The following is a 24,098-nucleotide window of genomic DNA, read 5'->3' on the forward strand; positions in this document are numbered from 1 at the left end:
AAAGGTCGACCGAGAAATAGCTCAACGTATTAATGCGGGTGACGGAGAATTGACGGCGCTCTCTCGTCCCGGCGACTTGACCGGAGCCGGTGCAGTTTGTGTGCCAGCCCGCTTCAACGCAGCATCCGGTTGTGCATGAGCCGTTCCGGTACCGGTGAGGCTGCGGCGTACATCGAGATTTCGTGAAACCACCAGCACCACCCGACGGTTACGCGCCCGGCCTTCGGCAGTGGCGTTATTGGCCACCGGCTGGAACTCACCGTAACCCACCGACGCCAGACGACCGGGGTTCACACCCTGCATCGCCAGCATGCGCACGATGCTCGCCGAACGCGCCGAGGACAGCTCCCAGTTGGTCGGGTATTGCGCAGTGCGGATCGGCTGATCGTCGGTGAAGCCTTCGACGTGGATCGGGTTATCGAACGGCCTGAGGATCGCGGCGACCTTGTCGATGATGTTGAAGGCGATGTCGCTGGGCATGGCGTCGCCGCTGCCGAACAACAGGCTGGAATTGAGCTCGATCTCGACCCACAACTCATTGCCGCGCACGGTCATCTGGTTGGAGCTGATCAAGTCGCCGAACGCCGCGCTGATGTCATCGGCAATGCTCTTGAGCGGATCGTTGGCAGCCTGAGCGATGCCGGCGTCGATCTGTTCGCTGTCCTTGACCAGCGGCTTGGCCGGGGTCACGGTCTTCGGTCGCTCTTCGCCGATAGGAATCGGCTTGAGGGCGCGATCGGAATCGGTAAACACCCCGATCAACGCCTCGGAAATGATCTTGTACTTGCCTTCGTTGATCGAAGAAATCGAGTACATCACCACGAAGAAAGCGAACAGCAACGTAATGAAGTCGGCATAGGAAACCAGCCAGCGTTCATGGTTTACGTGTTCTTCAGGTTGCCTGCGACGTGCCATGGCCCATTTCCCCCATCAATCCATGAAGCCCTGAAGCTTCAACTCGATAGAGCGAGGGTTTTCACCTTCGGCGATCGACAGAATTCCTTCCAGCAACATCTCGCGATAACGCGACTGGCGCAACGCGATGGACTTGAGCTTGGCGGCAATCGGCAGCAGCACCAGGTTGGCACTGGCCACGCCGTAGATGGTGGCGACGAAGGCGACGGCAATGCCGCTACCCAGTTGCGACGGATCGGCCAGGTTGCCCATGACGTGGATCAGGCCCATCACCGCACCGATGATGCCGATGGTCGGCGCGTAGCCGCCCATGCTTTCAAAGACTTTCGCGGCTTCGATGTCGCGGCTTTCCTGGGTGTAGAAATCCACTTCCAGAATGCTGCGAATGGCTTCCGGCTCGGCGCCGTCCACCAGCAATTGCAGGCCTTTGCGTGAGTAGCTGTCGGGTTCGGCGTCGGCCACCCCTTCCAGTCCGAGCAAACCTTCCTTACGGGCGGTCAGGCTCCAGTTCACTACGCGATCGATACCGCCGGCCAGGTCCACGCGCGGTGGAAACAGGATCCAGCCCAGAATCTGCATCGCGCGCTTGAAAGCGCTCATCGGCGATTGCAGCAGCGCCGCACCGACGGTGCCGCCAATGACAATCAACGCAGCCGGACCGTTGGCCAGTGCGCCGAGGTGACCGCCTTCAAGGTAGTTGCCGCCGATGATGGCGACGAACGCCATGATGATCCCGATAAGGCTTAGTACATCCATCAGAGGCAAGCCTCAACCAGATGCTTGCCGATATCGTCCAGGCTGTACACCGCGTCCGCGAGCTCGGCTTTGACGATCGCCATTGGCATGCCGTAGATCACGCAGCTGGCTTCATCCTGAGCCCAGATCGCACTGCCGCCTTGCTTGAGCAGACGCGCGCCTTCGCGACCGTCGGCGCCCATGCCGGTCAGTACCACCGCCAGAACTTTGTCGCCGTAGGACTTGGCCGCGGAACCGAAGGTGATGTCCACGCACGGTTTGTAGTTCAGACGTTCGTCGCCCGGCAGGATTTTCACCGCGCCACGGCCGTCGATCATCATTTGCTTGCCACCCGGAGCCAGCAGCGCCAGGCCCGGACGCAGGATGTCGCCATCCTCGGCTTCCTTGACGCTGATGCGGCACAGCTTGTCCAGACGCTCGGCGAAAGCTTTGGTGAAGGCTGCAGGCATGTGTTGGATCAACACGATCGGGGCCGGGAAATTGGCCGGCAACTGCGTCAGCACCCGTTGCAGGGCAACCGGGCCACCGGTGGAGGTGCCGATGGCGACCAGTTTGTAGGCTTTGCGTTTCGGTGCCGGAGACGACGGCGTCGCTGCATGGGTGCGAGCCGGAATCGGTGCCGGTGCCGGACGCGCAGGCGCGCTGCTGCCGTAGTTGCTGACGCTCGAAGGCGCAGGCGTCGAGGCTGGCGCAGCCACCGGGGCCGGGGTGCTGTAAGTACTGGCGCGACGATTACTGCGCGAGATGCTGAGAATCTTCTCGCACAGCAGTTGCTTGACCTTCTCCGGGTTACGGGAGATGTCTTCGAAGTTCTTTGGCAGGAAGTCCACCGCGCCGGCGTCCAGCGCATCGAGGGTAACCCGCGCGCCTTCGTGAGTCAGCGAGGAGAACATCAATACCGGGGTCGGGCAGCGCTGCATGATGTGCCGCACTGCCGTGATGCCATCCATCATCGGCATCTCGTAGTCCATGGTGATCACGTCTGGCTTGAGGGCCAGTGCCTGATCAATCGCCTCTTTGCCGTTGGTCGCCGTACCGACGACCTGGATATTCGAATCCGCTGAAAGAATTTCCGAGACGCGGCGGCGGAAAAACCCCGAATCGTCCACCACCAGGACTTTGACTGCCATAAACACTCCGTTAGACGGGGCGAGGCTCAGTCGCCCCGCTCCCCCAGAATCAAATACGCCGTGCGGCGTAACGCTTGAGCATGCTCGGAACATCGAGAATCAGCGCAATGCGGCCGTCACCGGTGATGGTGGCGCCGGACATGCCCGGGGTTCCCTGAAGCATTTTGCCCAATGGCTTGATGACCACTTCTTCCTGGCCCACCAACTGATCGACGACGAAGCCGATCCGCTGGGTGCCCACCGAAAGGATCACCACATGGCCCTCGCGCTGCTCTTCGTGAGCGGCGGAGCTGACCAGCCAGCGTTTGAGGTAGAACAGAGGCAGCGCCTTGTCCCGCACGATCACCACTTCCTGGCCGTCCACCACGTTGGTGCGTGACAGGTCGAGGTGGAAGATCTCGTTGACGTTCACCAGCGGGAACGCGAACGCCTGGTTGCCGAGCATGACCATCAGCGTCGGCATGATCGCCAGGGTCAACGGGACCTTGATGACGATCTTCGAGCCTTTGCCCTTGGTCGAGTAGATATTGATGGTGCCGTTGAGCTGGGCGATCTTGGTTTTCACCACGTCCATGCCCACGCCACGACCGGACACGTCGGAAATCTCGGTCTTGGTCGAGAAACCCGGAGCGAAGATCAGGTTGAAGCAATCGGACTCGCTGAGACGGTCCGCCGCATCCTTGTCCATCAGGCCTTTCTTCACGGCGATACCGCGCAGAACATCGGCGTCCATACCCTTGCCGTCATCGGAGATGGACAGCAGGATGTGGTCGCCTTCCTGTTCAGCGGACAGGATCACCTTGCCGCTGCGGGGCTTGCCCATCGCTTCGCGATCAGCCGGCTCTTCGATACCGTGGTCGACCGAGTTGCGCACCAAGTGGACCAGCGGGTCGGCCAGGGCCTCGACGAGGTTCTTGTCGAGGTCGGTTTCTTCGCCGACCAACTCCAGGTTGATCTCTTTCTTGAGCTGGCGAGCCAGGTCGCGAACCAGACGCGGGAAGCGCCCGAAGACTTTCTTGATCGGTTGCATCCGAGTCTTCATGACCGCGGTCTGCAGGTCGGCCGTGACCACGTCGAGGTTCGACACGGCCTTGGACATGGCTTCATCACCGCTGTTGAGGCCCAGACGGACCAGACGGTTACGCACCAGTACCAACTCGCCGACCATGTTCATGATTTCGTCGAGACGCGCGGTATCGACCCGCACGGTGGTCTCGGCTTCGCTGGCCGGTTTTTCTGGTGGCGGCGCGGCCGGGGCACGGGCAGGAGCCGGTGCAGCAGCGGCGGCCGGTTTCGCCGATTCGACTTTTGGCTCGGGCGCTTTGGCCACAGGTTTCGCAGCCGGTGCTGGCGCCTTGGCGACAGGAGCAGAAATCACTGCGCCAGTGCCAACCTCGGTGAACTTGCCTTTGCCATGCAATTCGTCGAGCAGCGATTCGAACTCATGATCGGAGATCAGATCGTCGCCGGCCGCTTTAGCGGTTGGCGCAGCCGGGGTCGGAGCCGAAGCAATCGCCGACTCCAATGCATCGACGGCAAAGTTGCCTTTGCCGTGCAACTGATCGAGCAGTGCCTCGAACTCGTCGTCGGTGATGTCGGAGCTGTCGCCTGCCGCTTTCGGGGCAGCCGGTGTGGTAGGCGCTGCGACCACGGCATCGGCGGCGAACTGGCCTTTGCCGTGCAATTGATCGAGCAACGACTCGAACTCGGCATCGGTGATTTCGTCGCTGGCAGCCGCATCGGTGGCAGGCAGCGGAGCAACCGCGGGAGCTTCGGCCTGGGCCTTGACGGCGTTCAGCGAGTCCAGCAGTTGTTCGAATTCGTTATCGGTAATGTCGCCTGAATCGCTTTCAGCGGCAGGCTCTTGCACCGCTTCAGCAACAGGCGCCGCTTCGTCGGCAGTTTGCGGCTCGGCCAGACGGGCAAGAGCAGCCAGCAATTCAGGCGTGGCAGCCGTGATCGGGCTGCGCTCGCGGACTTCGCTGAACATGCTGTTCACCGCGTCCAGTGCTTCGAGAACCACGTCCATCAGTTCCGAGTCGACGCGTCGTTCACCCTTGCGCAGGATGTCGAACACGTTCTCGGCGATGTGACAGCACTCCACCAGCTCGTTGAGCTGGAGGAAGCCGGCGCCCCCTTTTACAGTGTGAAAACCGCGAAAAATTGCATTGAGCAAGTCCGCATCATCCGGTCGGCTTTCCAGCTCGACCAGCTGTTCGGATAGTTGCTCTAGAATCTCGCCGGCCTCAACCAGGAAATCCTGAAGGATCTCTTCATCGGCGCCGAAGCTCATTAAGGGGGTGCTCCTACAGGTCTAAAAACCCAGAAAACTAAAATCCAAGACTGGATAGCAAATCGTCCACATCGTCCTGACCGGACACAACATCTTCTCTTTTATCGGCATGAATCTGCGGACCTTCACCCTGCGAGAGATGTTTTTGTGGATCTTTTTCAGCCAGCATCGCTTCACGGTCATGTTCGATACCCGCAAAGCGGTCTACCTGACTGGCCATGAGCACGAGCTTGAGCAGATTGCTTTCAACTTCGGTGACCAATTGGGTCACGCGCTTGATCACCTGACCGGTGAGGTCCTGGTAATCCTGGGCCAGCAGAATGTCGTTGAGGTTGCTCGACACGACGCGGTTGTCTTCGCTGCTGCGTGTCAGGAAACCGTCGACCCGCCGGGCCAGTTCGCGGAACTCTTCAGCCCCGACTTCGCGACGCATGAACCGTCCCCAATCCGTGCTCAGTGCCTGAGCTTCGTCGCTCAGGCTGTTGATCAGCGGCGTGGCGTTTTCCACCAGGTCCATGGTGCGGTTGGCCGCGGCCTCGGTCAGCTTGACCACATAACCCAGGCGCTCGGTGGCATCCGTGATCTGAGACACTTCCTCGGCTTGCGGCATGTGCGGGTCAATCTGGAAATTGACGATCGCGCTATGCAGCTCGCGGGTGAGCTTGCCAACTTCCTGGTACAGGCCGCGGTCACGGGTCTGGTTGAGCTCATGGATCAGTTGCACAGCGTCGCCGAACCTGCCTTTTTCAAGGCTATCGACCAGTTCGACCGCGTGTTTTTTCAGGGTCGACTCGAAATCGCCCTGTGAAGATTCTTTATGCTCCATAGCTCCCCCGTGGCGCAGTACATCAACCGATGCGTTCGAAAATCTTCTCGATTTTTTCTTTCAACGCCTGGGCTGTGAAGGGTTTGACCACATAGCCGTTAACACCGGCCTGGGCCGCTTCGATGATTTGCTCGCGCTTGGCTTCAGCGGTCACCATCAGCACCGGCAGGTGCTTGAGCTTTTCATCGGCGCGCACGTGACGCAGCAGATCGATACCGGTCATGCCAGGCATGTTCCAGTCCGTTACCAGAAAGTCGATGCTCCCGCTGTTGAGAACCGGAATGGCAGTGATGCCATCATCAGCCTCGACCGTGTTGGTGAACCCAAGGTCACGCAACAGGTTTTTTATGATCCGCCGCATCGTTGAGAAGTCATCAACGATGAGGATTTTCATGTTCTTGTCCAATTCGACCTCCAAGCAGTCTTAAACGCGCCCAGCACCTGGACGCGCCATTTCAATCAATCCGGCAAAGCACTCAATGACTGTCTGGAGCACAACAGATCGAGACCGGCGCAGTTCAACACCACACCAGCTCCATTCGCAGTGTCCCCACACTGCCTTCAGCGCGCTCGCCACTCCCCCAAACGCCCCCGCAAACGGGCCGCGCACTGGCTGTGTAACTGGCTGACCCGCGATTCGCTGACCCCCAGGACCTCGCCGATTTCCTTGAGATTCAACTCTTCGTCGTAGTACAGCGCCAACACCAGTCGCTCACGCTCCGGCAAATTGGCAATCGCGTCCGCCAGCGCCGCCTGGAAGCGTTCATCTTCCAGATCGCGTGACGGCTCGAGATGAGCACTGGCGCCATCCTCATGCAGCCCTTCGTGTTCGCCGTCCTGCAACAGATCGTCGAAACTGAATAACCGGCTGCCCAAGGTGTCGTTCAAAATCCCGTAATAATCGTCGAGACTCAATTGGAGTTCGGCCGCAACTTCGTGATCTTTAGCGTCACGGCCGGTTTTAGCTTCAATCGAGCGAATCGCGTCGCTGACCATGCGGGTATTGCGGTGAACCGAACGTGGCGCCCAGTCCCCCTTGCGCACTTCATCGAGCATCGCGCCGCGGATTCGAATGCCCGCGTACGTCTCGAAACTCGCGCCTTTGCTGGCGTCGTATTTGGTTGATACTTCAAGCAGGCCGATCATCCCGGCCTGGATCAGGTCTTCGACCTGGACGCTGGCCGGCAAACGCGCCAGCAAGTGGTAGGCAATGCGTTTGACCAGTGGCGCGTAACGCTCGATCAGCTCGTACTGCGCGTCACGTGCCGACTTCTTGTAGAGGTTGTAGCCACTGGCTGTCATAGGACGGGTCCTGCGGTCTGTTGCACGAGGCGCTCGACGAAAAACTCCAGGTGCCCACGCGGGTTGGCCGGCAGCGGCCAGGTATCGACCTTCTGCGCAATGGCCTTGAACGCCAGGGCGCACTTGGAACGGGGAAAGGCTTCATAGACGGCGCGCTGCTTCTGCACAGCCTTGCGCACGCTTTCGTCGTAAGGCACCGCACCGACGTATTGTAAGGCGACGTCGAGGAAGCGATCCGTGACCTTGGTCAACTTGGCAAACAGATTGCGGCCTTCCTGCGGGCTCTGCGCCATGTTGGCCAGAACGCGGAAACGGTTCATGCCGTAGTCGCGGTTCAGCAGTTTGATCAGCGCGTAGGCGTCGGTGATCGAGGTCGGCTCGTCGCACACCACCAGCAAGACTTCCTGCGCGGCGCGGACGAAACTGACTACCGAGTCACCAATGCCCGCAGCGGTGTCGATCACCAATACGTCGAGGTTGTCGCCGATATCGCTGAAGGCCTGGATCAGGCCGGCATGTTGGGCCGGGCTCAGATGAACCATGCTCTGGGTGCCGGACGCGGCCGGGACGATGCGGATACCGCCGGGCCCTTGCAACAGCACGTCGCGCAGCTCGCAGCGGCCTTCGATCACGTCGGCCAGGGTACGTTTGGGTGTCAGTCCTAGCAGGACGTCGACGTTCGCCAGCCCCAGATCGGCGTCCAACAGCATGACGCGCCGGCCGAGCTCAGCTAGAGCCAGGGACAAGTTCACTGACACGTTAGTCTTCCCGACGCCACCTTTGCCGCCGGTCACCGCGATCACCTGTACGGGATGCATGCTGCCCATGTTATTTCTTTACCTTGTCTTGCATAGACGGAGGCCACATTACTGGCTGCGCGTTCAGCGACTGAACAATGCATGGCAGACCATCGATGTAGGTACAAAAAATGTTCATTAATACCTCAGCCAACCTGCTTGGTCGGGCTGTGGTAAATATCAGCGAACATATCAGCCATGGCTTCTTCGCTGGGTTCTTCCTGCATTTGCACGCTAACGGCGCGACTGACCAACTGATGACGACGCGGCAGATGCAAATCATCCGGGATCCGCGGGCCATCGGTCAGGTAAGCCACCGGCAGTTCATGACTGATGGCCAGGCTCAACACCTCGCCCAAGCTTGCCGTTTCATCCAGTTTAGTCAGGATGCAGCCGGCAAGGCCGCAACGTTTGTAACTGTGGTAAGCGGCGGTTAGAACCTGTTTCTGGCTAGTGGTTGCCAAGACCAGATAATTTTTTGATTTGATGCCACGTCCGGCCAGGCTTTCGAGCTGCATGCGCAGTGCCGGATCGCTGGCCTGCAGGCCGGCGGTATCGATCAGCACCACGCGTTTGCGCAGCAAGGGCTCCAACGCCTGGACCAGGGATTGGCCCGGATCGACATGGGTGACCGACACGTTGAGGATGCGGCCCAGAGTCTTGAGCTGTTCCTGAGCACCGATGCGATAGCTGTCCATGCTCACCAGCGCGATGTTCTGCGCGCCGTACTTGAGCACGTAACGAGCGGCAAGCTTGGCCAGCGTGGTGGTCTTGCCCATGCCGGCCGGGCCGACCATTGCAATCACGCCGCCCTCTTCCAGCGGCTCGACTTCCGGAGTCGCGATCATCCGCGCCAGGTGCGCGAGCAACATGCGCCAGGCCTGGCGGGGTTCTTCAATATCGGTAATCAGCGCCAGCAGATCGCGCGACAACGGGCCGGACAGGCCGATGCGTTGCAGGCGACGCCAGAGGTTGGCCTGAGCCGGACGACTGCCTTGCAGCTGATTCCAGGCCAGCGAGCCGAGTTGAACTTCCATCAGCTCACGCAGGCTGTTGAGCTCGAAACGCATCGAATCGAATGCACGCGGGTCGACGCCACCGGAGACTGGCGCAGGGACCGGGGCTGCACGACGAGGTTCGGCGTAGGTCGGTTCGACCAGCGGTTCGGCGGCGGTCAACGGCAGGCCGGCGAACAACTGGCGATTGGTGCTCTTGTCGCTCTCGCCATCGCCACGCAGGCTCAGTTCAGCCTGGGCGGTGACGATTCGCGACTGGGTCTTGCGCAGCTCGTCCTCGAGTTCCATGTTCGGAACACGCGGGGCCAACGCCGACAGTTTGTAATCCAGGGCAGCCGTCAGCTCGACACCGCCGGCGATCCGGCGGTTGCCAATAATGGCGGCATCGGCGCCCAGCTCATCACGAACCAGTTTCATGGCCTGACGCATATCGGCGGCGAAAAAACGCTTAACTTGCATAAACCACTACCTCAGCCGTTGGGCCCTACTGTCGCAACGATGGTCACTTGCTTGTTGTCAGGGATTTCCTGGTAAGCCAACACATGCAAACCCGGGACTGCCAGTCGGCCGAATCGCGAGAGCATCGCGCGAACCGGACCGGCCACCAGCAGAATCACCGGTTGACCTTGCATTTCCTGACGCTGCGCCGCTTCGATCAACGAACGTTGCAGTTTCTCTGCCATGCTTGGCTCCAGCAGAACGCCCTCTTCCGAGCCTTGTCCTGCCTTCTGAAGACTATTGAGCAATATTTGTTCCAACCTTGGCTCCAAGGTGATCACAGGCAGCTCCGACTCAGTGCCTACAATGCTTTGAACGATTGCACGGGATACGCCGACGCGCACCGCGGCCACCAAAGCGGCAGTATCTTGACTCTTGGCGGCGTTGTTCGCGATGGCTTCGGCGATGCTGCGAATGTCCCGTACCGGCACCTGTTCAGCCAGCAATGCCTGCAAGACCTTGAGCAGCTGCGACAGCGAAACCACCCCCGGCACCAGCTCTTCGGCCAGTTTCGGTGAGCTTTTGGCCAGCAATTGCATGAGTTGCTGGACTTCTTCGTGGCCAATCAGCTCGCTGGAGTGCTTGTACAAAATCTGGTTCAAGTGGGTCGCCACTACCGTACTGGCATCGACCACGGTGTAGCCCAGGGATTGCGCCTGGGCGCGCTGGCTGATTTCAATCCAGACCGCCTCCAGACCAAAAGCCGGATCTTTGGCGGTAATGCCATTGAGCGTGCCGTAGACCTGCCCCGGGTTGATCGCCAGTTCGCGGTCCGGGTAAATCTCGGCGTCGGCCAGAATCACGCCCATCAGGGTCAGGCGATAGGCGCTTGGCGCCAGGTCGAGGTTGTCACGGATATGCACCGTCGGCATCAGGAAACCCAGATCCTGGGAGAGCTTTTTACGCACACCCTTGATCCGCGCCAGCAACTGACCACCCTGATTGCGATCCACCAGCGGGATCAGGCGGTAGCCGACTTCCAGGCCGATCATGTCGATCGGGGTCACGTCATCCCAGCCAAGCTCCTTGGTTTCCTGGGCGCGGGCCGGCGATGGCAGCAGTTCCTGCTGACGCTTGACCTCTTGCAGGGCCTGCACCTTGACGGCGTTCTGCTTCTTCCAGAACAGGTAAGCGCCGCCGGCCGCCAGGGCTGCCATGCTCAGAAAGGAAAAATGCGGCATGCCCGGCACCAGGCCCATCACCGCCATCAAGCCAGCAGCCACGGCCAAGGCTTTCGGCGAGGCGAACATCTGACGATTGATCTGCTTGCCCATGTCTTCCGAACCGGAAGCACGAGTCACCATGATCGCAGCGGCCGTCGACAACAGCAGTGATGGCAATTGCGCCACCAAACCGTCACCGATGGTCAACAAGGCATACACCCGACCGGCATCGCCAAAGGTCATGCCATGCTGGAAAATCCCGACCGCCATGCCGCCGATCAGGTTGATGAACAGAATCAGCAGGCCGGCGATGGCGTCACCGCGAACGAACTTGCTGGCACCGTCCATCGAGCCATAGAACTCGGCTTCCTGGGCCACTTCCATCCGGCGCAGTTTCGCCTGGTTCTGATCGATCAGGCCGGCGTTCAAGTCGGCATCGATCGCCATCTGTTTACCGGGCATCGCATCGAGGGTGAAACGCGCGCTCACCTCGGAAATCCGCCCGGCACCCTTGGTCACCACGACGAAGTTGATGATCATCAGAATCGCAAAGACCACGATACCAACCACGTAGTTACCGCCGATCACCACTTCACCGAAGGCCTGGATCACCTTACCGGCGGCGGCATGGCCATCCTGGCCGTGGAGCATCACCACCCGTGTGGAAGCCACGTTCAACGCCAGCCGCAACAACGTCGCCACCAGCAAAATGGTCGGGAACACCGCAAAATCCAGCGGCCGCAGAGCGTATACGCAGACCAGCAACACGACGATGGACAAGGCAATGTTGAAGGTGAAAAACACGTCCAGCAGGAACGGCGGCACCGGCAACATCATCATGGCCAGCATGACCAGCAGCAACAGCGGCACACCCAGATTGCCCCTACTGAGGTCGGCAACGTTTGTGCGTGCAGTGTTGATTAACTGAGAGCGATCCACCGGTTTTCCCCGTTCCTTTAAAGCAAACTTTTGACGCCTGAAGCAGGCGTAGGGCGGCTATTGCAAGAAGCCTTCCAACTTTTGCGGGGGTTTGAAATAGAGGTCTGTTTCGGAGATTTGTATTGCCTGAACCGACGCCTTCGCGGGCAAGCCTCGCCCCTACAAGTTTTGAGTCGGTCGCGATATATGCGAACGACACGAGACTGGAGCGAGGCTTGCCCGCGAAGAGGCCAGCATTGCCAACACAACAATCAGGAATCGCGACGCAAATCCGGTGGAATCGGCAAATCATCCTGGAGCGGATCCGGACGTTTGCCCTTGCCGGCGCGGTACTGGCGGATCTGGTAGACGTAAGCCAGTACCTGGGCGACTGCCAGATAGAGCCCGCCGGGAATTTCCTGCTCCAGCTCCGTGGAGTAGTAGATCGAACGCGCCAGGGCGGGCGACTCCAGCAACAACACTTCATTGGCCACAGCGATTTCGCGGATCTTCAAGGCCAGGAAGTCGCTTCCCTTGGCGATCAGCATCGGCGCCCCGCCCTTCTCCGGATCGTACTTGAGCGCCACGGCGTAGTGGGTCGGGTTGGTGATGACCACATCGGCCTCGGGGATCGCAGCCATCATCCGCCGCTGCGACATCTCGCGCTGCAACTGGCGAATACGCTGTTTGACCTCTGGCTTACCCTCTTGATCCTTGTGCTCGTCGCGCACTTCCTGCTTGGTCATCTTGAGCTTTTTCATGCTCTCCCAGAGCTGCACCGGCACGTCCACCGCCGCGATCAGGATCAGCCCGCAAGCCATCCACAAAGTACTCCAGCCGACCACTTGCAAACTGTGAATGATCGCCATATCCAATGGTTCGTGGGCGATGCGCAGCAGGTCATCAATGTCCGACGACAAGACCACCAACGCCACGAACAATACGATGAAAAACTTGGCCAGGGCCTTGAGCAGTTCAACCAGCGCCTTGGCCGAAAACATCCGTTTCAGGCCCGCGCCGGGATTCATGCGACTGAACTTGGGTGCCATCGAGCCGGCCGCAAACAGCCAGCCACCGAGGGAGATCGGGCCGATCAACGCCGCCAACAACAACGTGATCATCACCGGCTGAATCGCCAACAGGGCAATCTGTCCCGAGTGCAGCAAGAAGGTACCCATGTTGCGCTGATCCAGAATCACTTCCCGCGACAGCGTGAAGTTCATCCGCATCAGCTCCATCATGTCCTGCGCCAATGCGCCACCGAAAATCAGCAGCGCACCGGCACCAGCGAGCATGACCGCCAAGGTATTGAGCTCTTTGGAGCGCGCAATCTCACCCTTCTCACGGGAGTCCTTTTTGCGTTTCTCCGTGGGGTCTTCTGTTTTGTCCTGACCGCTTTCGCTCTCAGCCATGACTCAGCGCGCCCGTGCCAGTTCGCGTAACAACTGCAAAGCCTCGGAGGCCAGCGGTTGATACTGATTGAGAATGTCCGCCAGGCCGACCCAGACGATGAACAGGCCGAGCACCAGGGTCAGCGGGAAGCCGATCGAGAAGATGTTCAGCTGCGGCGCCGCCCGGGTCATCACGCCAAACGCAATGTTGACCACCAGCAACGCGGTGATCGCCGGCAACACCAGTAACAGCGCCGCACCCAGCACCCAGCCGAGCTTGCCGGCCAGCTCCCAGAAATGATTGACCATCAACCCGCCACCGACTGGCAGCGTGGTGAAGCTTTCAGTGAGGACTTCGAACACCACCAGGTGGCCGTTCATCGACAGGAACAACAGCGTCACCAACATGGTGAAAAACTGCCCGATCACCGCCACCGACACACCGTTCGTAGGGTCGACCATCGAGGCGAAACCCATACCCATCTGTATCGCGACAATTTGCCCGGCGACCACGAACGCCTGGAAGAACAGCTGCAAGGAGAAACCCAACACCGCGCCAATGATGATTTGCTCGGCGATCAGCAGCAGTGCGCTCAGGTCGAGTGCGTTGACCGGCGGCATCGGCGGCAGGCCAGGAGCGATCACGAAGGTGATCGCCAGGGCGAAGTACAGGCGCACGCGCTGGGGCACCAGCGTCGTACCGAAAATCGGCATGACCATCAGCAACGAACCGATGCGAAACAACGGCAACATGAACGTTGCCACCCAGGTGCTGATTTGGGTATCGGTCAGCTGAAGCAGCGACATGGCTTAGCCGATGACCTGAGGAATACTGTGGTACAGCTGCAGAATGTATTCCATGAAAGTCTGCACCATCCACGGGCCGGCAACGATCAGCGTCACCAGCATCACCAGCAGGCGCGGCAGGAAACTCAGGGTCTGTTCGTTGATCTGGGTGGCTGCCTGGAACATCGCCACCAACAGCCCCACCAGCAAGCTCGGAATCACCAGCACGGCGACCATCATGGTGGTCAACCACAGCGCTTCGCGAAAGATGTCTACGGCCACTTCCGGCGTCATGGTGAAACACCGCCGAAGCTGCTGGCCAACGTGCCGATGATTAACGCCCAGCCATCCACCAGCACGAACAGCATGATCTTGAACGGCAGGGAAATAATCAGTGGCGAGAGCATCATCATACCCATGGCCATCAGCACACTGGCCACGACCAGGTCGATGATCAGGAACGGGATGAAGATCATGAAGCCGATCTGGAACGCGGTCTTCAGCTCCGAAGTCACGAACGCTGGCACCAGAATCGTCAGCGGCGCCTGATCAGGCGAAGCAATGTCAGTGCGCTTGGACAAGCGCATGAACAGCTCCAGATCGCTGCTGCGAGTCTGGGCCAGCATGAAGTCCTTGATCGGCACCTGTGCCTTGGTCACGGCATCCTGAGCGGTGAGTTTCTCCGCCAGATACGGCTGCAAGGCATCCTGATTCACGCGATCGAACACCGGCGCCATGATGAACATGGTGAGAAACAGCGCCATGCCGGTGAGGATCTGGTTCGACGGCGTCTGCTGCAAGCCCAGGGCCTGACGCAGGATCGAGAACACGATGATGATCCGGGTGAAACTGGTCATCAGCATGACGAACGCCGGGATGAAGCTCAGCGCGGTCATGATAAGCAGGATTTGCAGGCTGACCGAGTACTCCTGAGCGCCTTCGGCGTTGGTGCCCAGAGTAATTGCCGGGATCGACAACGGATCGGCGGCGAACGCCAGCGGCGCGACCAGCATCAAGGCCAGCGTCAAGACGATGCGTAGCGCAGCCATTACTTCTTATCCTTCTGATCCTTGCCCAACAGCTCAAACAGGCGCTGGGCAAACTCGGGGGTCGCTTTTTCAGTCCCGCTTGGTACTTGCACCGGCTCCTTGAGCACATGCAACGCAGTGATGGTGCCGGGACTCAGGCCGAGCAGGATTTGTTCGTTGCCGACCTGCACCAGCATCAAACGATCACGAGGGCCAAGCGCGCGGGAACCGATCAGCTCGATCACCTGCCCCTTGCCCGCCGGTCCGGCCTGCTGGACCCGGCGCAGCAGCCAGGCAAGAAAGAAGATCAGCCCCAGCACCAGCAGCAAGCCGAACACCAATTGCGTCAATTGCCCGGCCACACCGCTGCTGACGGCTGGCGCGGCGGCTACTGTCGCAGCGGTCGTCACCGGCTCGGCCGCCAGCACACTGAATGGCAAGGCCAGCAGGCCCGCAAGCACCTTGCTCACTCAGCGCAACTTCTTGATGCGTTCGCTTGGGCTGATCACATCGGTCAGGCGGATGCCGAACTTTTCGTTGACCACCACCACTTCACCGTGGGCGATGAGCGTGCCGTTGACCAGTACGTCCAGCGGCTCGCCGGCCAGACGATCGAGCTCGATCACCGAACCCTGGTTGAGTTGCAGCAGGTTGCGAATGTTGATATCGGTGCTGCCGACTTCCATGGAAATCGATACCGGGATGTCGAGGATCACGTCCAGGTTCGGACCATCCAGCGTGACCGGATCGTTGTTCCTAGGCACGCTGCCGAACTCTTCCATCGGCAGACGATTGGACGGCGAACCGGCAGCATCGGCGGCCAGCAAGGCATCGATATCGTCCTGCCCGGCGTCACCGGTTTCTTCCAGGGCTGCAGCCCACTCATCAGCCAGTGCCTGGTCGTCCTGGGCGTTCATATCGTCGTTCATCATTTGTCCTCGGCGGGCACCTGCTCAATCAAGAGCAGTCAATTAAAAGGGGGGGAGCGCCGGTCAGCGGCGCTCAATCGGCTCGATCACCTGCAACGCGAGGTTGCCTTTGTGCGAGCCCATCTTGACCTTGAAGGCCGGTACGCCATTGGCGCGCATGATCATTTCTTCCGGCATCTCGACCGGGATCACATCCCCGGGCTGCATGTGCAGGATGTCGCGAAGGCGCAGCTGTCGGCGGGCCACGGTGGCACCGATCGGCACATCAACGTCCAGCACGTCCTGGCGCAAGGCGTTGATCCAGCGCTCATCCTGATCGTCGAGGTCCGACTGGAAGCCGGCGTCGAGCATTTCGCGCACCGGCTCGATCATCGAGTACGGCATGGTCACGTGCAGGTCGCCGCCACCACCATCGAGTTCGATGTGGAACGTCGACACCACAACGGCTTCGCTCGGGCCGACGATGTTGGCCATGGCCGGGTTCACTTCCGAGTTGATGTACTCGAAGTTCACTTCCATGATCGCCTGCCAGGCTTCCTTCAAATCGACGAAGGCCTGCTCCAGCACCATGCGCACCACACGCAGCTCGGTGGGGGTGAATTCACGCCCTTCGATCTTCGCGTGGCGGCCGTCGCCGCCGAAGAAGTTGTCCACCAGTTTGAACACCAGCTTGGCGTCGAGGATGAACAGCGCGGTGCCGCGCAGCGGTTTGATCTTGACCAGGTTGAGACTGGTCGGCACGTACAACGAGTGCACGTATTCGCCGAACTTCATCACCTGCACGCCACCGACGGCAACGTCCGCCGAGCGGCGCAGCATGTTGAACATGCTGATGCGGGTGTAGCGGGCGAAACGCTCGTTGATCATTTCCAGGGTCGGCATGCGTCCACGGACGATGCGATCCTGGCTGGTCAGGTCGTAGCTTTTGACACTGCCGGGTTCGGCAGCGTTATCGGTCTGTACCAGACCATCATCGACGCCATGCAACAGCGCATCGATCTCATCCTGGGACAGCAGGTCCTGCACGGCCATGTCGTGTTCCTACTGCAGTACGAAATTAGTGAAAAGCAACTGTTCGATCACCACTTTGCCCAGCTCTTTCTGCGCCACTTCCTGGACGCTGGCCGTGGCCTTCTGACGCAACATCTCCTGGCCGACCGGACTCGCCAGCGTGGCAAAATCCTGACCGGAAAACAGCATCACCAGGTTATTGCGGATCACCGGCATGTGGACTTTGAGCGCGTCCAGATCGGCCTGATTGCGGCCCTGCAGGGTGATGCTCACCTGCATGTAGCGCTGACGGCCGTTCTGGGTGTAGTTGGCCACGAAGGCCGGCGCCATGGGTTCGAAGATCGCCGGCTGTTTGCCGACCACAGCGGTTTCAGCTGCAGCGGCAGGCTTGCTCTGGGCGCCGTGCATGAAGTACCAGGTCGCCCCCACGGACAAGCCGATCGCCAGCAGCAGGGCCACGACGATCACAATGATCAGCTTTATTTTGCCTTTGGTTGCGGGGTCTTTCACTGGTGCTGCGTCGCTCTTAGCCATGCCAATAATCCGTCACTATTCGGGGTTTCACAGTCGCACGGCAAGGCAAGAGCAAGTGTTATGCCAGAAGTGTCGGGAGAAGGTATGGAAAGCATGCTGCCTGGAGAACACCACAAATCACTGTGGGAGCGGGCTTGCCCGCGATAGCGGTCGGCAATCATGAAAATATTGACTGCCAGGCCCCCATCGCGGGCAAGCCCGCTCCCACAGGATCTTGTGGTGAATCAAGCGTAATAATCGACCGCGCTGGTGCCGATCACGCTGGTGGTGTTGGCGGCCACTTCAGCGACCGTTGCGGGAAGTTCTTCATCGACAGAATCGAGGCGACCGCCGCTGGCGTTGGTACGTCCTCCCTGCCCCTGTTGAGCCTGCTCCTGACCCTGCCCCTGCCAGCCCCGGGACTGATCGGAAACGTTGACGTCAACCTGACCCATGCCCTGCTGCGCGAACATGTCACGCAGGCGATGCATTTGCCCGTCGAGCGCCTCGCGAACGCTGGGGTGGGCACTCATGAAGGTCACCTGGGTCTGCTGATCCGGCACCATGTTCACCCGAATATCGAGGCGCCCCAGCTCGGCCGGTTGCAACTGGATATCGGCCGCCTTGAGATTGGCGCTGGACAGGTACATGACCCGATTGACCACCTCTTCAGTCCAACCGCTCTGATGCATGGCGATCGGCTGGTTCACCGGCAATGCATTGGCAGTCTTCGGCGTTGCCGCCTGGGTCAGTGCCGCCAGACGGTTGGCGAAATCATCGACACGGGTATCACTGCTGGCGGATTTGAGATCCTTGAGGCCGTCATCAATCAAGCCACTGAAGGCCTTCTCGCCGCCCTGGCTGGTGCTGTCCTGATCGGCTTGCACATCGAGCATGCTCGCCATGCCCGCGGCAAAGTTTTGCGCCGAGGTCGGTTCGCCATCAGCCGGGGCCTGGGACGCTTTTGGCTGGGCCTGGCTAGAAGCGGAAACGTGACCACCTTGCTCCATGGCCAGACGCACTGCTGGCAGCGCATCGAGTGGGTCGGCTTCAGGATCGAAATCGCCGTCGGCGGTGGCGGCTTGCGCGGGCGCGGTAACGATAGCAGCGGCAACCGGCGGCGCACCGCTCGTCACAACCGGCGCAGGAGCTTGCGCTACCGGCACGGCCGCCAACGGTTGAACGGCCTGCATCAAGGCAGGATCAACGCTCGGATCAACCGGTGGAGCATCAGCTACCGGCGTATCGGTCGTCTCCGGCTTGTCATCGCTGGCCGTCGTCTCGTCTGTCGGCGCCGGTTTATCGGCGGGCAAGGAATTGCCGCTATCGGCAACCGCAGGTTCCGGAGCGGCAGCTTTATCACTGCTGACGTCCGGCTTGCCGGTGCCTTGCGGCGCATTATCAGTCGCCGGCCTGGCCGATTTATCAGCGACCACAACAGGCTTGTTCTGGGCTTGATTGGCGTAGACCTCAGCGAAGCTGGACGCCTTGTCCCCGGGCTCAGCCGTCAGCGCCGGCGTATTGGCGGATGCGGCTTGAGTCTTGGCCGTAGCGGCGGCCTGAAGAAGAATATTGGGGTTAACGGGCATAAAACGGTCTCCGCTGCACTGGGATCGTAGGTACAGTTAAGCAAGTTGACTGCAAGGGTCGAGCCAGCTTTACTCGCTGGTCGCCAAAAGCGCCGGAGGGTTGCCTTATTCAGCCAGGGAGCGCTGGCGCTCCGCTTCGTAGAGGGGTCGGACAATGGCGAATTCGCCGTCAATTTCTCCGACTAACGCTTCAATGCCTTCGAGTTTTTTTTCTTTGGCTCGCTGCTCCAGCTCATGGCACAGCTCGGCCAGCCGGGTGGCGCCCATGTTGCTGCTGCTGCCCTTGAAACTGTGCGCCGTGGCGCCTAACCGATCGGCATCGTCAACCTGGCGCAGCAAGCTCAAGCGCTCTTCGGAATCGCTGAGGAAGGTATCGAGCAATTCTGGATACCCGTCTTCCATAACTTCCTGCAACGCGCTCAGCACGTCACGGTCCAGATGTGTGTCAGCCACTTGTTCACTCCTTGATCAAGAACGCCTGGGATTATGCCAGAGCCTCCCAGAAAAACTCCACGCGAGCACTTCGACCATTATCGGACCAGCTCGCACGATCGCTCAACTGACGGATCAAACTGACGCCACGTCCCGACAGACGGACATCATCGACAGGACGCTCCATCACCCGCGCCACATCGAAACCCTTGCCGCTGTCTTCGACCCGAACTGTCAGGCAACCGCCCTCACCTGTTGGTGTCACCTGCAAATGTACCCGCACATAACCGTCCCGCAATTCGTCAAGGCGTGTATTGCGCTGCTGATAATAGCGCGCAAAACCCGAAGCATCCCGTTTCAGACTCGAATCCAGGCCCAGCACGCCATGCTCCAGGGCATTGGAATAAAGCTCTGCCAGCACACTGTAGAGTGCGCCACTCTGAGCCCGCAGGCCATGCACCTCAAGCAGCAATTGCAACAAGTACGGCAGCGGATTGAAGCGTTTGAGGGTGGCGGCGCGGAACTCGAAACTCACCGACCAGTCCAGCGGGCTGGATTGACCGCTGTCGGAGTACACCGGCGCGGGCGGACTCAGCTGCGCAGCCTCCAGCAACCTGACCTCGACCATGCTCACGTCATCGCGGGCCTCACCGCGAAAATCCCGCAGGGCCTGTTCGATTTCTTCGAACAGCGCATCAGGCTGGCGATTGGCTGCAAACACCTGCTCCAATCGCTCTACGCCAAACAATTGTTCATTGGCATCGCAGGTATCGATCACCCCGTCGGACAACAGAAAGACCCGATCCCCGACGGCCATCGGGAATACCTCGGTGCGGTCATCGAAGGTTTGCGGGCTCAGCACGCCCAGCGGCAAGTGCCGTGCCGTCAGAGCGATACGTTCGCCGCTGGCGGTGCTGTGCAAGTAACCGTCCGGCATCCCGCCGTTCCAGACCTCCACCGAGCCTCGCTGAAAGCTCAGGCACAGAAGAGTCGCACAGCAGAACATGTCCACCGGCAGGATACGTTTGAGCTTGGCGTTCATCTCGCGCAGGGTTTCGGACAGGCCATAACCCTTGGCGGTCATGCCGTAAAAGACTTCAGCCAAGGGCATGGCGCCGACAGCTGCCGGCAAACCATGACCGGTGAAATCACCGAGCAACACGTGCATGTCGCCGGCCGGGGTGAACGCGGCCAGCAACAGATCGCCGTTGAACAGCGCATAGGGCGATTGCAGGTAACGGATGTTCGGGGCGTTCAGACAACCCGAGTGGGCGACTTTGTCGAACACGGCTTTGGCCACCCGTTGTTCGTTGAGCAGGTAATCGTGGTGCCTGGCGATCAGGTCGCGCTGCTCCAGCACCGTGGCTTGCAAACGTCGCAAGCGGTCCATTGCCTTGACCTTGGCGGCAAGGATCACTTGGTTGTATGGCTTTGCCAGAAAATCGTCGCCCCCGGCTTCCAGACAACGGGCCAGCGCTTCACTTTCGGTCAGCGACGTCAAAAAGATGATCGGCACCAGAGTTTCGCCGGCCAGCGCCTTGATCTGCTGCGCAGCCTCGAAACCGTCCATCACCGGCATCATGGCGTCCATCAGCACCAGGTGCGGTCGTTGTGAGCGAAAGGCTTCGACCGCCTCGGCGCCGTTGGCGGCCGTCAGCACTTCATGACCCTGGCGCCGGACGATAGTCGACAGCAGCATGCGATCGGCCGCGCTGTCTTCGGCGATCAGGATCGTCAGCGGCTCGAGCGGCTGCATGACAGTCAACTGATGTCGAACAGCTTGTCGAAATTGGAGATAGCGAGGATTTTCTTCACGTCGGAACTGCTGTTGACGACGCGAATATCGGAACTGTCGCCACCGGCGTGATCACGCAGCAGAAGCAGCATGCCCAGCGCCGAGCTATCGAGGTAAGTGGCTTTCTTCAGGTCCACCACAATGGACTCGGGTTTTTTGTTGAGTCGCTCGTAGGACTCGCGAAACTCCTGATGCCGACCGAAATCGAATCGCCCCTCGATCGAAATCGTCAGCTTTTTCCCATCCTGAGATACTTCTGTAACGACTGACATTTCACGGCTTCCTTGTCATTGGCGAACGTACGTGTAGAAGGTTTAGCATCTGATGGGGGCTGGAGCAAGGCTGAAGAATTGTACGGCTTGTGAAATCGCCTTCGCGGGCTAACTGATTCAATACGGATCCTGACGCGGCAACCGCTGGGACAGTTCATCCAGCAGCTTTTGCTCGCGCTTGTCTTCCAGTTGCCGCGCCTCATCCCTGTAGCGCTGAACCAGTTTGCGCAAGCCTTCGACCCGGGCAAATGCCTGCTGCCAGGCTTCCCGGGACTTGTTCAGATTGTTTTGGTGCCAGTTCAGGCTCTGACGCTGCTGATCAATGGCCGTGCCCAGTTGCGCGAGAAAGCCCTGATAACCCAGCAACCATTGACCCGACACGCCGCTGCTGCCGCGCACGATCCATTGCTCCTGGTATTCCAGACGGAAATTTTCCAGGTCGGCAAGTTTGCTTTCCGCCAGACGGACCTGGCCCTGGAAATGCCCCAGGCGCATGACCGCGGTTTTTTCGGCCTTCTCGGCCATTTCCACCACGGGTGCAAGGCGTGCCGCGCGGCTCTGGGCCATGGCCGGTTAACCGCCCGGCGCCGGGGCGAAGATCGAGGCGAGATGGTTTTCGCTGGCGCCCATGCCGATGTTGTCGTTCAAACCCTGGCGCAGGTACATCGTCATGGCCGGTTGCAGATTGATCGCGGTGTCGGTTTCCCGGTCACCGCCAGGCACATAGGCGCCGACGCTGATCAGGTCGCGGCTCTGCTGATAGCGCGACCAGTATTGCTTGAACATCTGCGCGTGATTCATGTGCTTGATGCCGACCACCGACGGCATCACCCGACTGATGGACGCTTCGATATCGATGGCGGGGTAATGCCCTTCCTCGGCCAGACGCCGGGATAGCACGATGTGCCCGTCGAGCACGCCCCGCGCCGAGTCGGCGATCGGGTCTTGCTGATCGTCGCCTTCGGACAATACGGTGTAAAACGCAGTGATCGAACCGCCACCCTTTTCGGCGTTACCGGCCCGCTCCACCAGTTTCGGCAACTTGGCGAACACCGACGGCGGATAGCCCTTGGTCGCTGGCGGCTCGCCGATGGCCAGGGCGATTTCCCGCTGGGCCTGGGCGAAACGGGTCAGGGAATCCATCAGCAACAGGACATTCTTGCCCTTGTCGCGGAAGTACTCGGCGATTCGCGTGCAGTACATGGCCGCGCGCAGACGCATCAGCGGCGCATCATCCGCCGGCGACGCCACCACCACCGAACGCTTGAGCCCTTCTTCACCGAGGATGTGCTCGATGAATTCTTTAACTTCCCGACCCCGCTCACCGATCAGTCCGACGACGATAATGTCGGCCTCGGTAAAGCGGGTCATCATGCCCAGCAGCACACTCTTGCCCACGCCGGTACCGGCGAACAGCCCGAGTCGCTGACCGCGACCGACTGTCAACAAACCGTTGATGCAGCGAATGCCCACGTCCAGCGGCTCGCTGATCGGCTCGCGCTTGAGCGGGTTGATGGTCGGGCCGTCCATCGGCACCCAGTCTTCAGCCTTCATCCCGCCCTTGCCATCCAGCGCACGGCCGGCGCCATCGAGCACCCGCCCGAGCATGCTCATCCCCATGGGCAGACGACCGGTATCGGCCAAGGGAACCACGCGGGCACCAGGGGCGATGCCGGCGACGCTGCCGACCGGCATCAGAAAAACCTTGCTGCCAGAGAAGCCCATGACCTCGGCTTCGACCTGCACCGGGTGATAGCTGTCGTCATTGATGACCATGCAACGGCTGCCCATGGCGGCGCGTAAGCCTTCGGCTTCGAGGGTCAGGCCGACCATGCGCAACAGGCGGCCTTCGAGGATTGGCGCGCCGGCAAGCGCAGTGGCCTCAGCATAGCTACCGAGGCGCTTGGCGAAGCTGGTGCGATCAAGGCGCATCGGGATCATCCAACGCCGGCCCGACCGGAGCGACCGCAGGCTTTTCGTCGATCGGCAGCTCCAGGCTCAGGTCCGGCGCGGCCGGGTGTAGCGCCTGATCGTGCAATTGATCGAACAGCTTGGCCATGACTTGGGTAATACGGGTTTCGATGGTGGCGTCGATGCGACTGTGCTCGGTCTCGACCCGGCAACCGCCCGGCAACAAGGACTCGTCCTCGACGATGCGCCAGGTTTCCTCATGGCGCTCGCGCAGGGCTTTGACCTGTTCGAAATCCTGCGGGTTGACGTACAGCCGCACGTTGCCCACGCCCAGCGGCAAGAGCTTGAGCGCTTCACGCATGACGTGTTCGATCTGCGTCGAGTCGATGGCCAGTTCGCGCTGAATCACTTGTTTGGTGATGTGCTGCACGAGGTCGACCAGCGACTTTTCGATCTGGGTGTCCTGCTCGGCAATCGGCTCGAACAGGTTGGCCATCAGCTGTTCCAGGCCAGCGATCTTGGCCGTCAGGGCCACTTCGGCTTCCTGACGGACCTTGAGCGTGGTGCTGTGGAAACCTTCTTTCTCGCCAACGGCGAAGCCTTCGTTGTAGGCTTCCTGGCGAATGCTTTCGAGCTCTTCGAGCGTCAGTGGCTGGACTTCTTCCAGCGGCACTTCTTCCATTTCCGGCGGTTCGGGCTCTGGCTCCGGCTCGGGTTCCGGCACAAACGGGTCGAAACTGGGCAGCGACCAGATGTCGAAACCACCGACGTCCTTGGCACGGATCAGGTCGGTATTGGACTCATCATGTTTGGACGACATAGTGACC

25 protein-coding genes are annotated in these 24,098 nt (G+C 60.2%); all 25 read right to left on the bottom strand.

What is annotated here, in order from left to right:
- Window positions 1-21: 21 nt before the first annotated feature.
- The 25 genes from motD to fliH all read right to left on the bottom strand — a co-directional run bounded on the left by motD (window position 22) and on the right by fliH (window position 24,091).
- Window positions 22-915 carry a flagellar motor protein MotD gene (gene motD / locus PSH88_RS21970; RefSeq protein ID WP_305422621.1) on the bottom strand — a complete coding sequence of 298 codons (894 nt, stop codon included), beginning with the start codon at window positions 913-915 and terminating at the stop codon, window positions 22-24.
- A 15-nt stretch (window positions 916-930) separates the two neighbouring features.
- On the bottom strand, window positions 931-1,671 hold the full coding sequence (locus tag PSH88_RS21975) for a flagellar motor protein (protein WP_305422622.1): 741 nt from the start codon (window positions 1,669-1,671) through the stop codon (window positions 931-933).
- Window positions 1,671-2,801 carry a protein-glutamate methylesterase/protein-glutamine glutaminase gene (locus PSH88_RS21980; protein WP_305422623.1) on the bottom strand — a complete coding sequence of 377 codons (1,131 nt, stop codon included), beginning with the start codon at window positions 2,799-2,801 and terminating at the stop codon, window positions 1,671-1,673. The genes PSH88_RS21975 and PSH88_RS21980 overlap by 1 nt, the downstream gene beginning before the upstream one ends.
- 49 nt (window positions 2,802-2,850) lie before the next feature.
- Window positions 2,851-5,094, bottom strand: a complete 2,244-nt coding sequence (locus PSH88_RS21985; protein ID WP_305422624.1) for a chemotaxis protein CheA — start codon at window positions 5,092-5,094, stop codon at window positions 2,851-2,853.
- Between the two features lie 37 nt (window positions 5,095-5,131).
- The gene (locus tag PSH88_RS21990; protein ID WP_305422625.1) at window positions 5,132-5,920 is read right to left on the bottom strand and encodes a protein phosphatase CheZ; all 789 of its coding nucleotides are present in this window, start codon (window positions 5,918-5,920) and stop codon (window positions 5,132-5,134) included.
- 22 nt (window positions 5,921-5,942) lie between these two features.
- Window positions 5,943-6,314 carry a chemotaxis response regulator CheY gene (locus tag PSH88_RS21995; protein ID WP_008006721.1) on the bottom strand — a complete coding sequence of 124 codons (372 nt, stop codon included), beginning with the start codon at window positions 6,312-6,314 and terminating at the stop codon, window positions 5,943-5,945.
- A 167-nt stretch (window positions 6,315-6,481) separates the two neighbouring features.
- Window positions 6,482-7,222, bottom strand: a complete 741-nt coding sequence (gene fliA / locus PSH88_RS22000; RefSeq protein WP_007894214.1) for an RNA polymerase sigma factor FliA — start codon at window positions 7,220-7,222, stop codon at window positions 6,482-6,484.
- Window positions 7,219-8,049, bottom strand: a complete 831-nt coding sequence (fleN, locus tag PSH88_RS22005) for a flagellar synthesis regulator FleN (RefSeq protein WP_003222917.1) — start codon at window positions 8,047-8,049, stop codon at window positions 7,219-7,221. Before fleN ends, fliA begins: the two co-directional genes overlap by 4 nt.
- Before the next feature lie 116 nt (window positions 8,050-8,165).
- On the bottom strand, window positions 8,166-9,494 hold the full coding sequence (gene flhF, locus PSH88_RS22010; RefSeq protein WP_305422626.1) for a flagellar biosynthesis GTPase FlhF: 1,329 nt from the start codon (window positions 9,492-9,494) through the stop codon (window positions 8,166-8,168).
- An 11-nt stretch (window positions 9,495-9,505) separates the two neighbouring features.
- Window positions 9,506-11,635 (bottom strand): flagellar biosynthesis protein FlhA, encoded by a 2,130-nt coding sequence (gene flhA / locus PSH88_RS22015; RefSeq protein ID WP_305422627.1) that lies wholly within the window; start codon window positions 11,633-11,635, stop codon window positions 9,506-9,508.
- Between the two features lie 251 nt (window positions 11,636-11,886).
- Window positions 11,887-13,026 (bottom strand): flagellar biosynthesis protein FlhB, encoded by a 1,140-nt coding sequence (flhB, locus tag PSH88_RS22020; RefSeq protein WP_305422628.1) that lies wholly within the window; start codon window positions 13,024-13,026, stop codon window positions 11,887-11,889.
- 3 nt (window positions 13,027-13,029) lie between these two features.
- Entirely contained in the window at window positions 13,030-13,812 is a 783-nt protein-coding gene (gene fliR, locus PSH88_RS22025) for a flagellar biosynthetic protein FliR (protein ID WP_305422629.1), read from the bottom strand.
- 3 nt (window positions 13,813-13,815) lie between these two features.
- On the bottom strand, window positions 13,816-14,085 hold the full coding sequence (gene fliQ, locus PSH88_RS22030) for a flagellar biosynthesis protein FliQ (protein WP_258696949.1): 270 nt from the start codon (window positions 14,083-14,085) through the stop codon (window positions 13,816-13,818).
- A complete protein-coding gene (gene fliP / locus PSH88_RS22035) occupies window positions 14,082-14,840 on the bottom strand; it encodes a flagellar type III secretion system pore protein FliP (RefSeq protein ID WP_123720700.1) in 759 nt (252 codons plus the stop codon). The genes fliQ and fliP overlap by 4 nt, the downstream gene beginning before the upstream one ends.
- Entirely contained in the window at window positions 14,840-15,289 is a 450-nt protein-coding gene (gene fliO / locus PSH88_RS22040; protein WP_305422634.1) for a flagellar biosynthetic protein FliO, read from the bottom strand. Before fliO ends, fliP begins: the two co-directional genes overlap by 1 nt.
- Window positions 15,290-15,748 (bottom strand): flagellar motor switch protein FliN, encoded by a 459-nt coding sequence (fliN, locus tag PSH88_RS22045; protein ID WP_008072631.1) that lies wholly within the window; start codon window positions 15,746-15,748, stop codon window positions 15,290-15,292.
- 63 nt (window positions 15,749-15,811) lie between these two features.
- On the bottom strand, window positions 15,812-16,780 hold the full coding sequence (gene fliM / locus PSH88_RS22050) for a flagellar motor switch protein FliM (RefSeq protein WP_008006705.1): 969 nt from the start codon (window positions 16,778-16,780) through the stop codon (window positions 15,812-15,814).
- Between the two features lie 9 nt (window positions 16,781-16,789).
- Window positions 16,790-17,293, bottom strand: coding sequence for a flagellar basal body-associated protein FliL (gene fliL, locus PSH88_RS22055; protein WP_305422636.1), 504 nt, complete (start codon window positions 17,291-17,293; stop codon window positions 16,790-16,792).
- A gap of 224 nt (window positions 17,294-17,517) precedes the next feature.
- Window positions 17,518-18,861 (bottom strand): flagellar hook-length control protein FliK, encoded by a 1,344-nt coding sequence (locus PSH88_RS22060; protein WP_305422637.1) that lies wholly within the window; start codon window positions 18,859-18,861, stop codon window positions 17,518-17,520.
- Window positions 18,862-18,966: 105 nt separating this feature from the next.
- Complete coding sequence (locus PSH88_RS22065) at window positions 18,967-19,314, bottom strand: Hpt domain-containing protein (RefSeq protein WP_305422639.1); 348 nt, start codon at window positions 19,312-19,314, stop codon at window positions 18,967-18,969.
- 31 nt (window positions 19,315-19,345) lie between these two features.
- Window positions 19,346-21,049, bottom strand: coding sequence for an ATP-binding SpoIIE family protein phosphatase (locus PSH88_RS22070; RefSeq protein WP_305422640.1), 1,704 nt, complete (start codon window positions 21,047-21,049; stop codon window positions 19,346-19,348).
- A gap of 5 nt (window positions 21,050-21,054) precedes the next feature.
- Window positions 21,055-21,360 carry an STAS domain-containing protein gene (locus PSH88_RS22075; RefSeq protein ID WP_305422642.1) on the bottom strand — a complete coding sequence of 102 codons (306 nt, stop codon included), beginning with the start codon at window positions 21,358-21,360 and terminating at the stop codon, window positions 21,055-21,057.
- A gap of 117 nt (window positions 21,361-21,477) precedes the next feature.
- Entirely contained in the window at window positions 21,478-21,927 is a 450-nt protein-coding gene (fliJ, locus tag PSH88_RS22080; protein ID WP_305422644.1) for a flagellar export protein FliJ, read from the bottom strand.
- Window positions 21,928-21,933: 6 nt separating this feature from the next.
- Window positions 21,934-23,292: a flagellar protein export ATPase FliI gene (gene fliI / locus PSH88_RS22085; protein ID WP_305422646.1), complete on the bottom strand. Its 1,359-nt coding sequence runs from the start codon at window positions 23,290-23,292 to the stop codon at window positions 21,934-21,936.
- Entirely contained in the window at window positions 23,282-24,091 is an 810-nt protein-coding gene (gene fliH, locus PSH88_RS22090; RefSeq protein ID WP_305422648.1) for a flagellar assembly protein FliH, read from the bottom strand. The genes fliI and fliH overlap by 11 nt, the downstream gene beginning before the upstream one ends.
- Between the last annotated feature and the right edge of the window lie 7 nt (window positions 24,092-24,098).

Source organism: Pseudomonas wuhanensis, assembly GCF_030687395.1.
Taxonomy (GTDB): Bacteria; Pseudomonadota; Gammaproteobacteria; order Pseudomonadales; family Pseudomonadaceae; genus Aquipseudomonas; species Aquipseudomonas wuhanensis.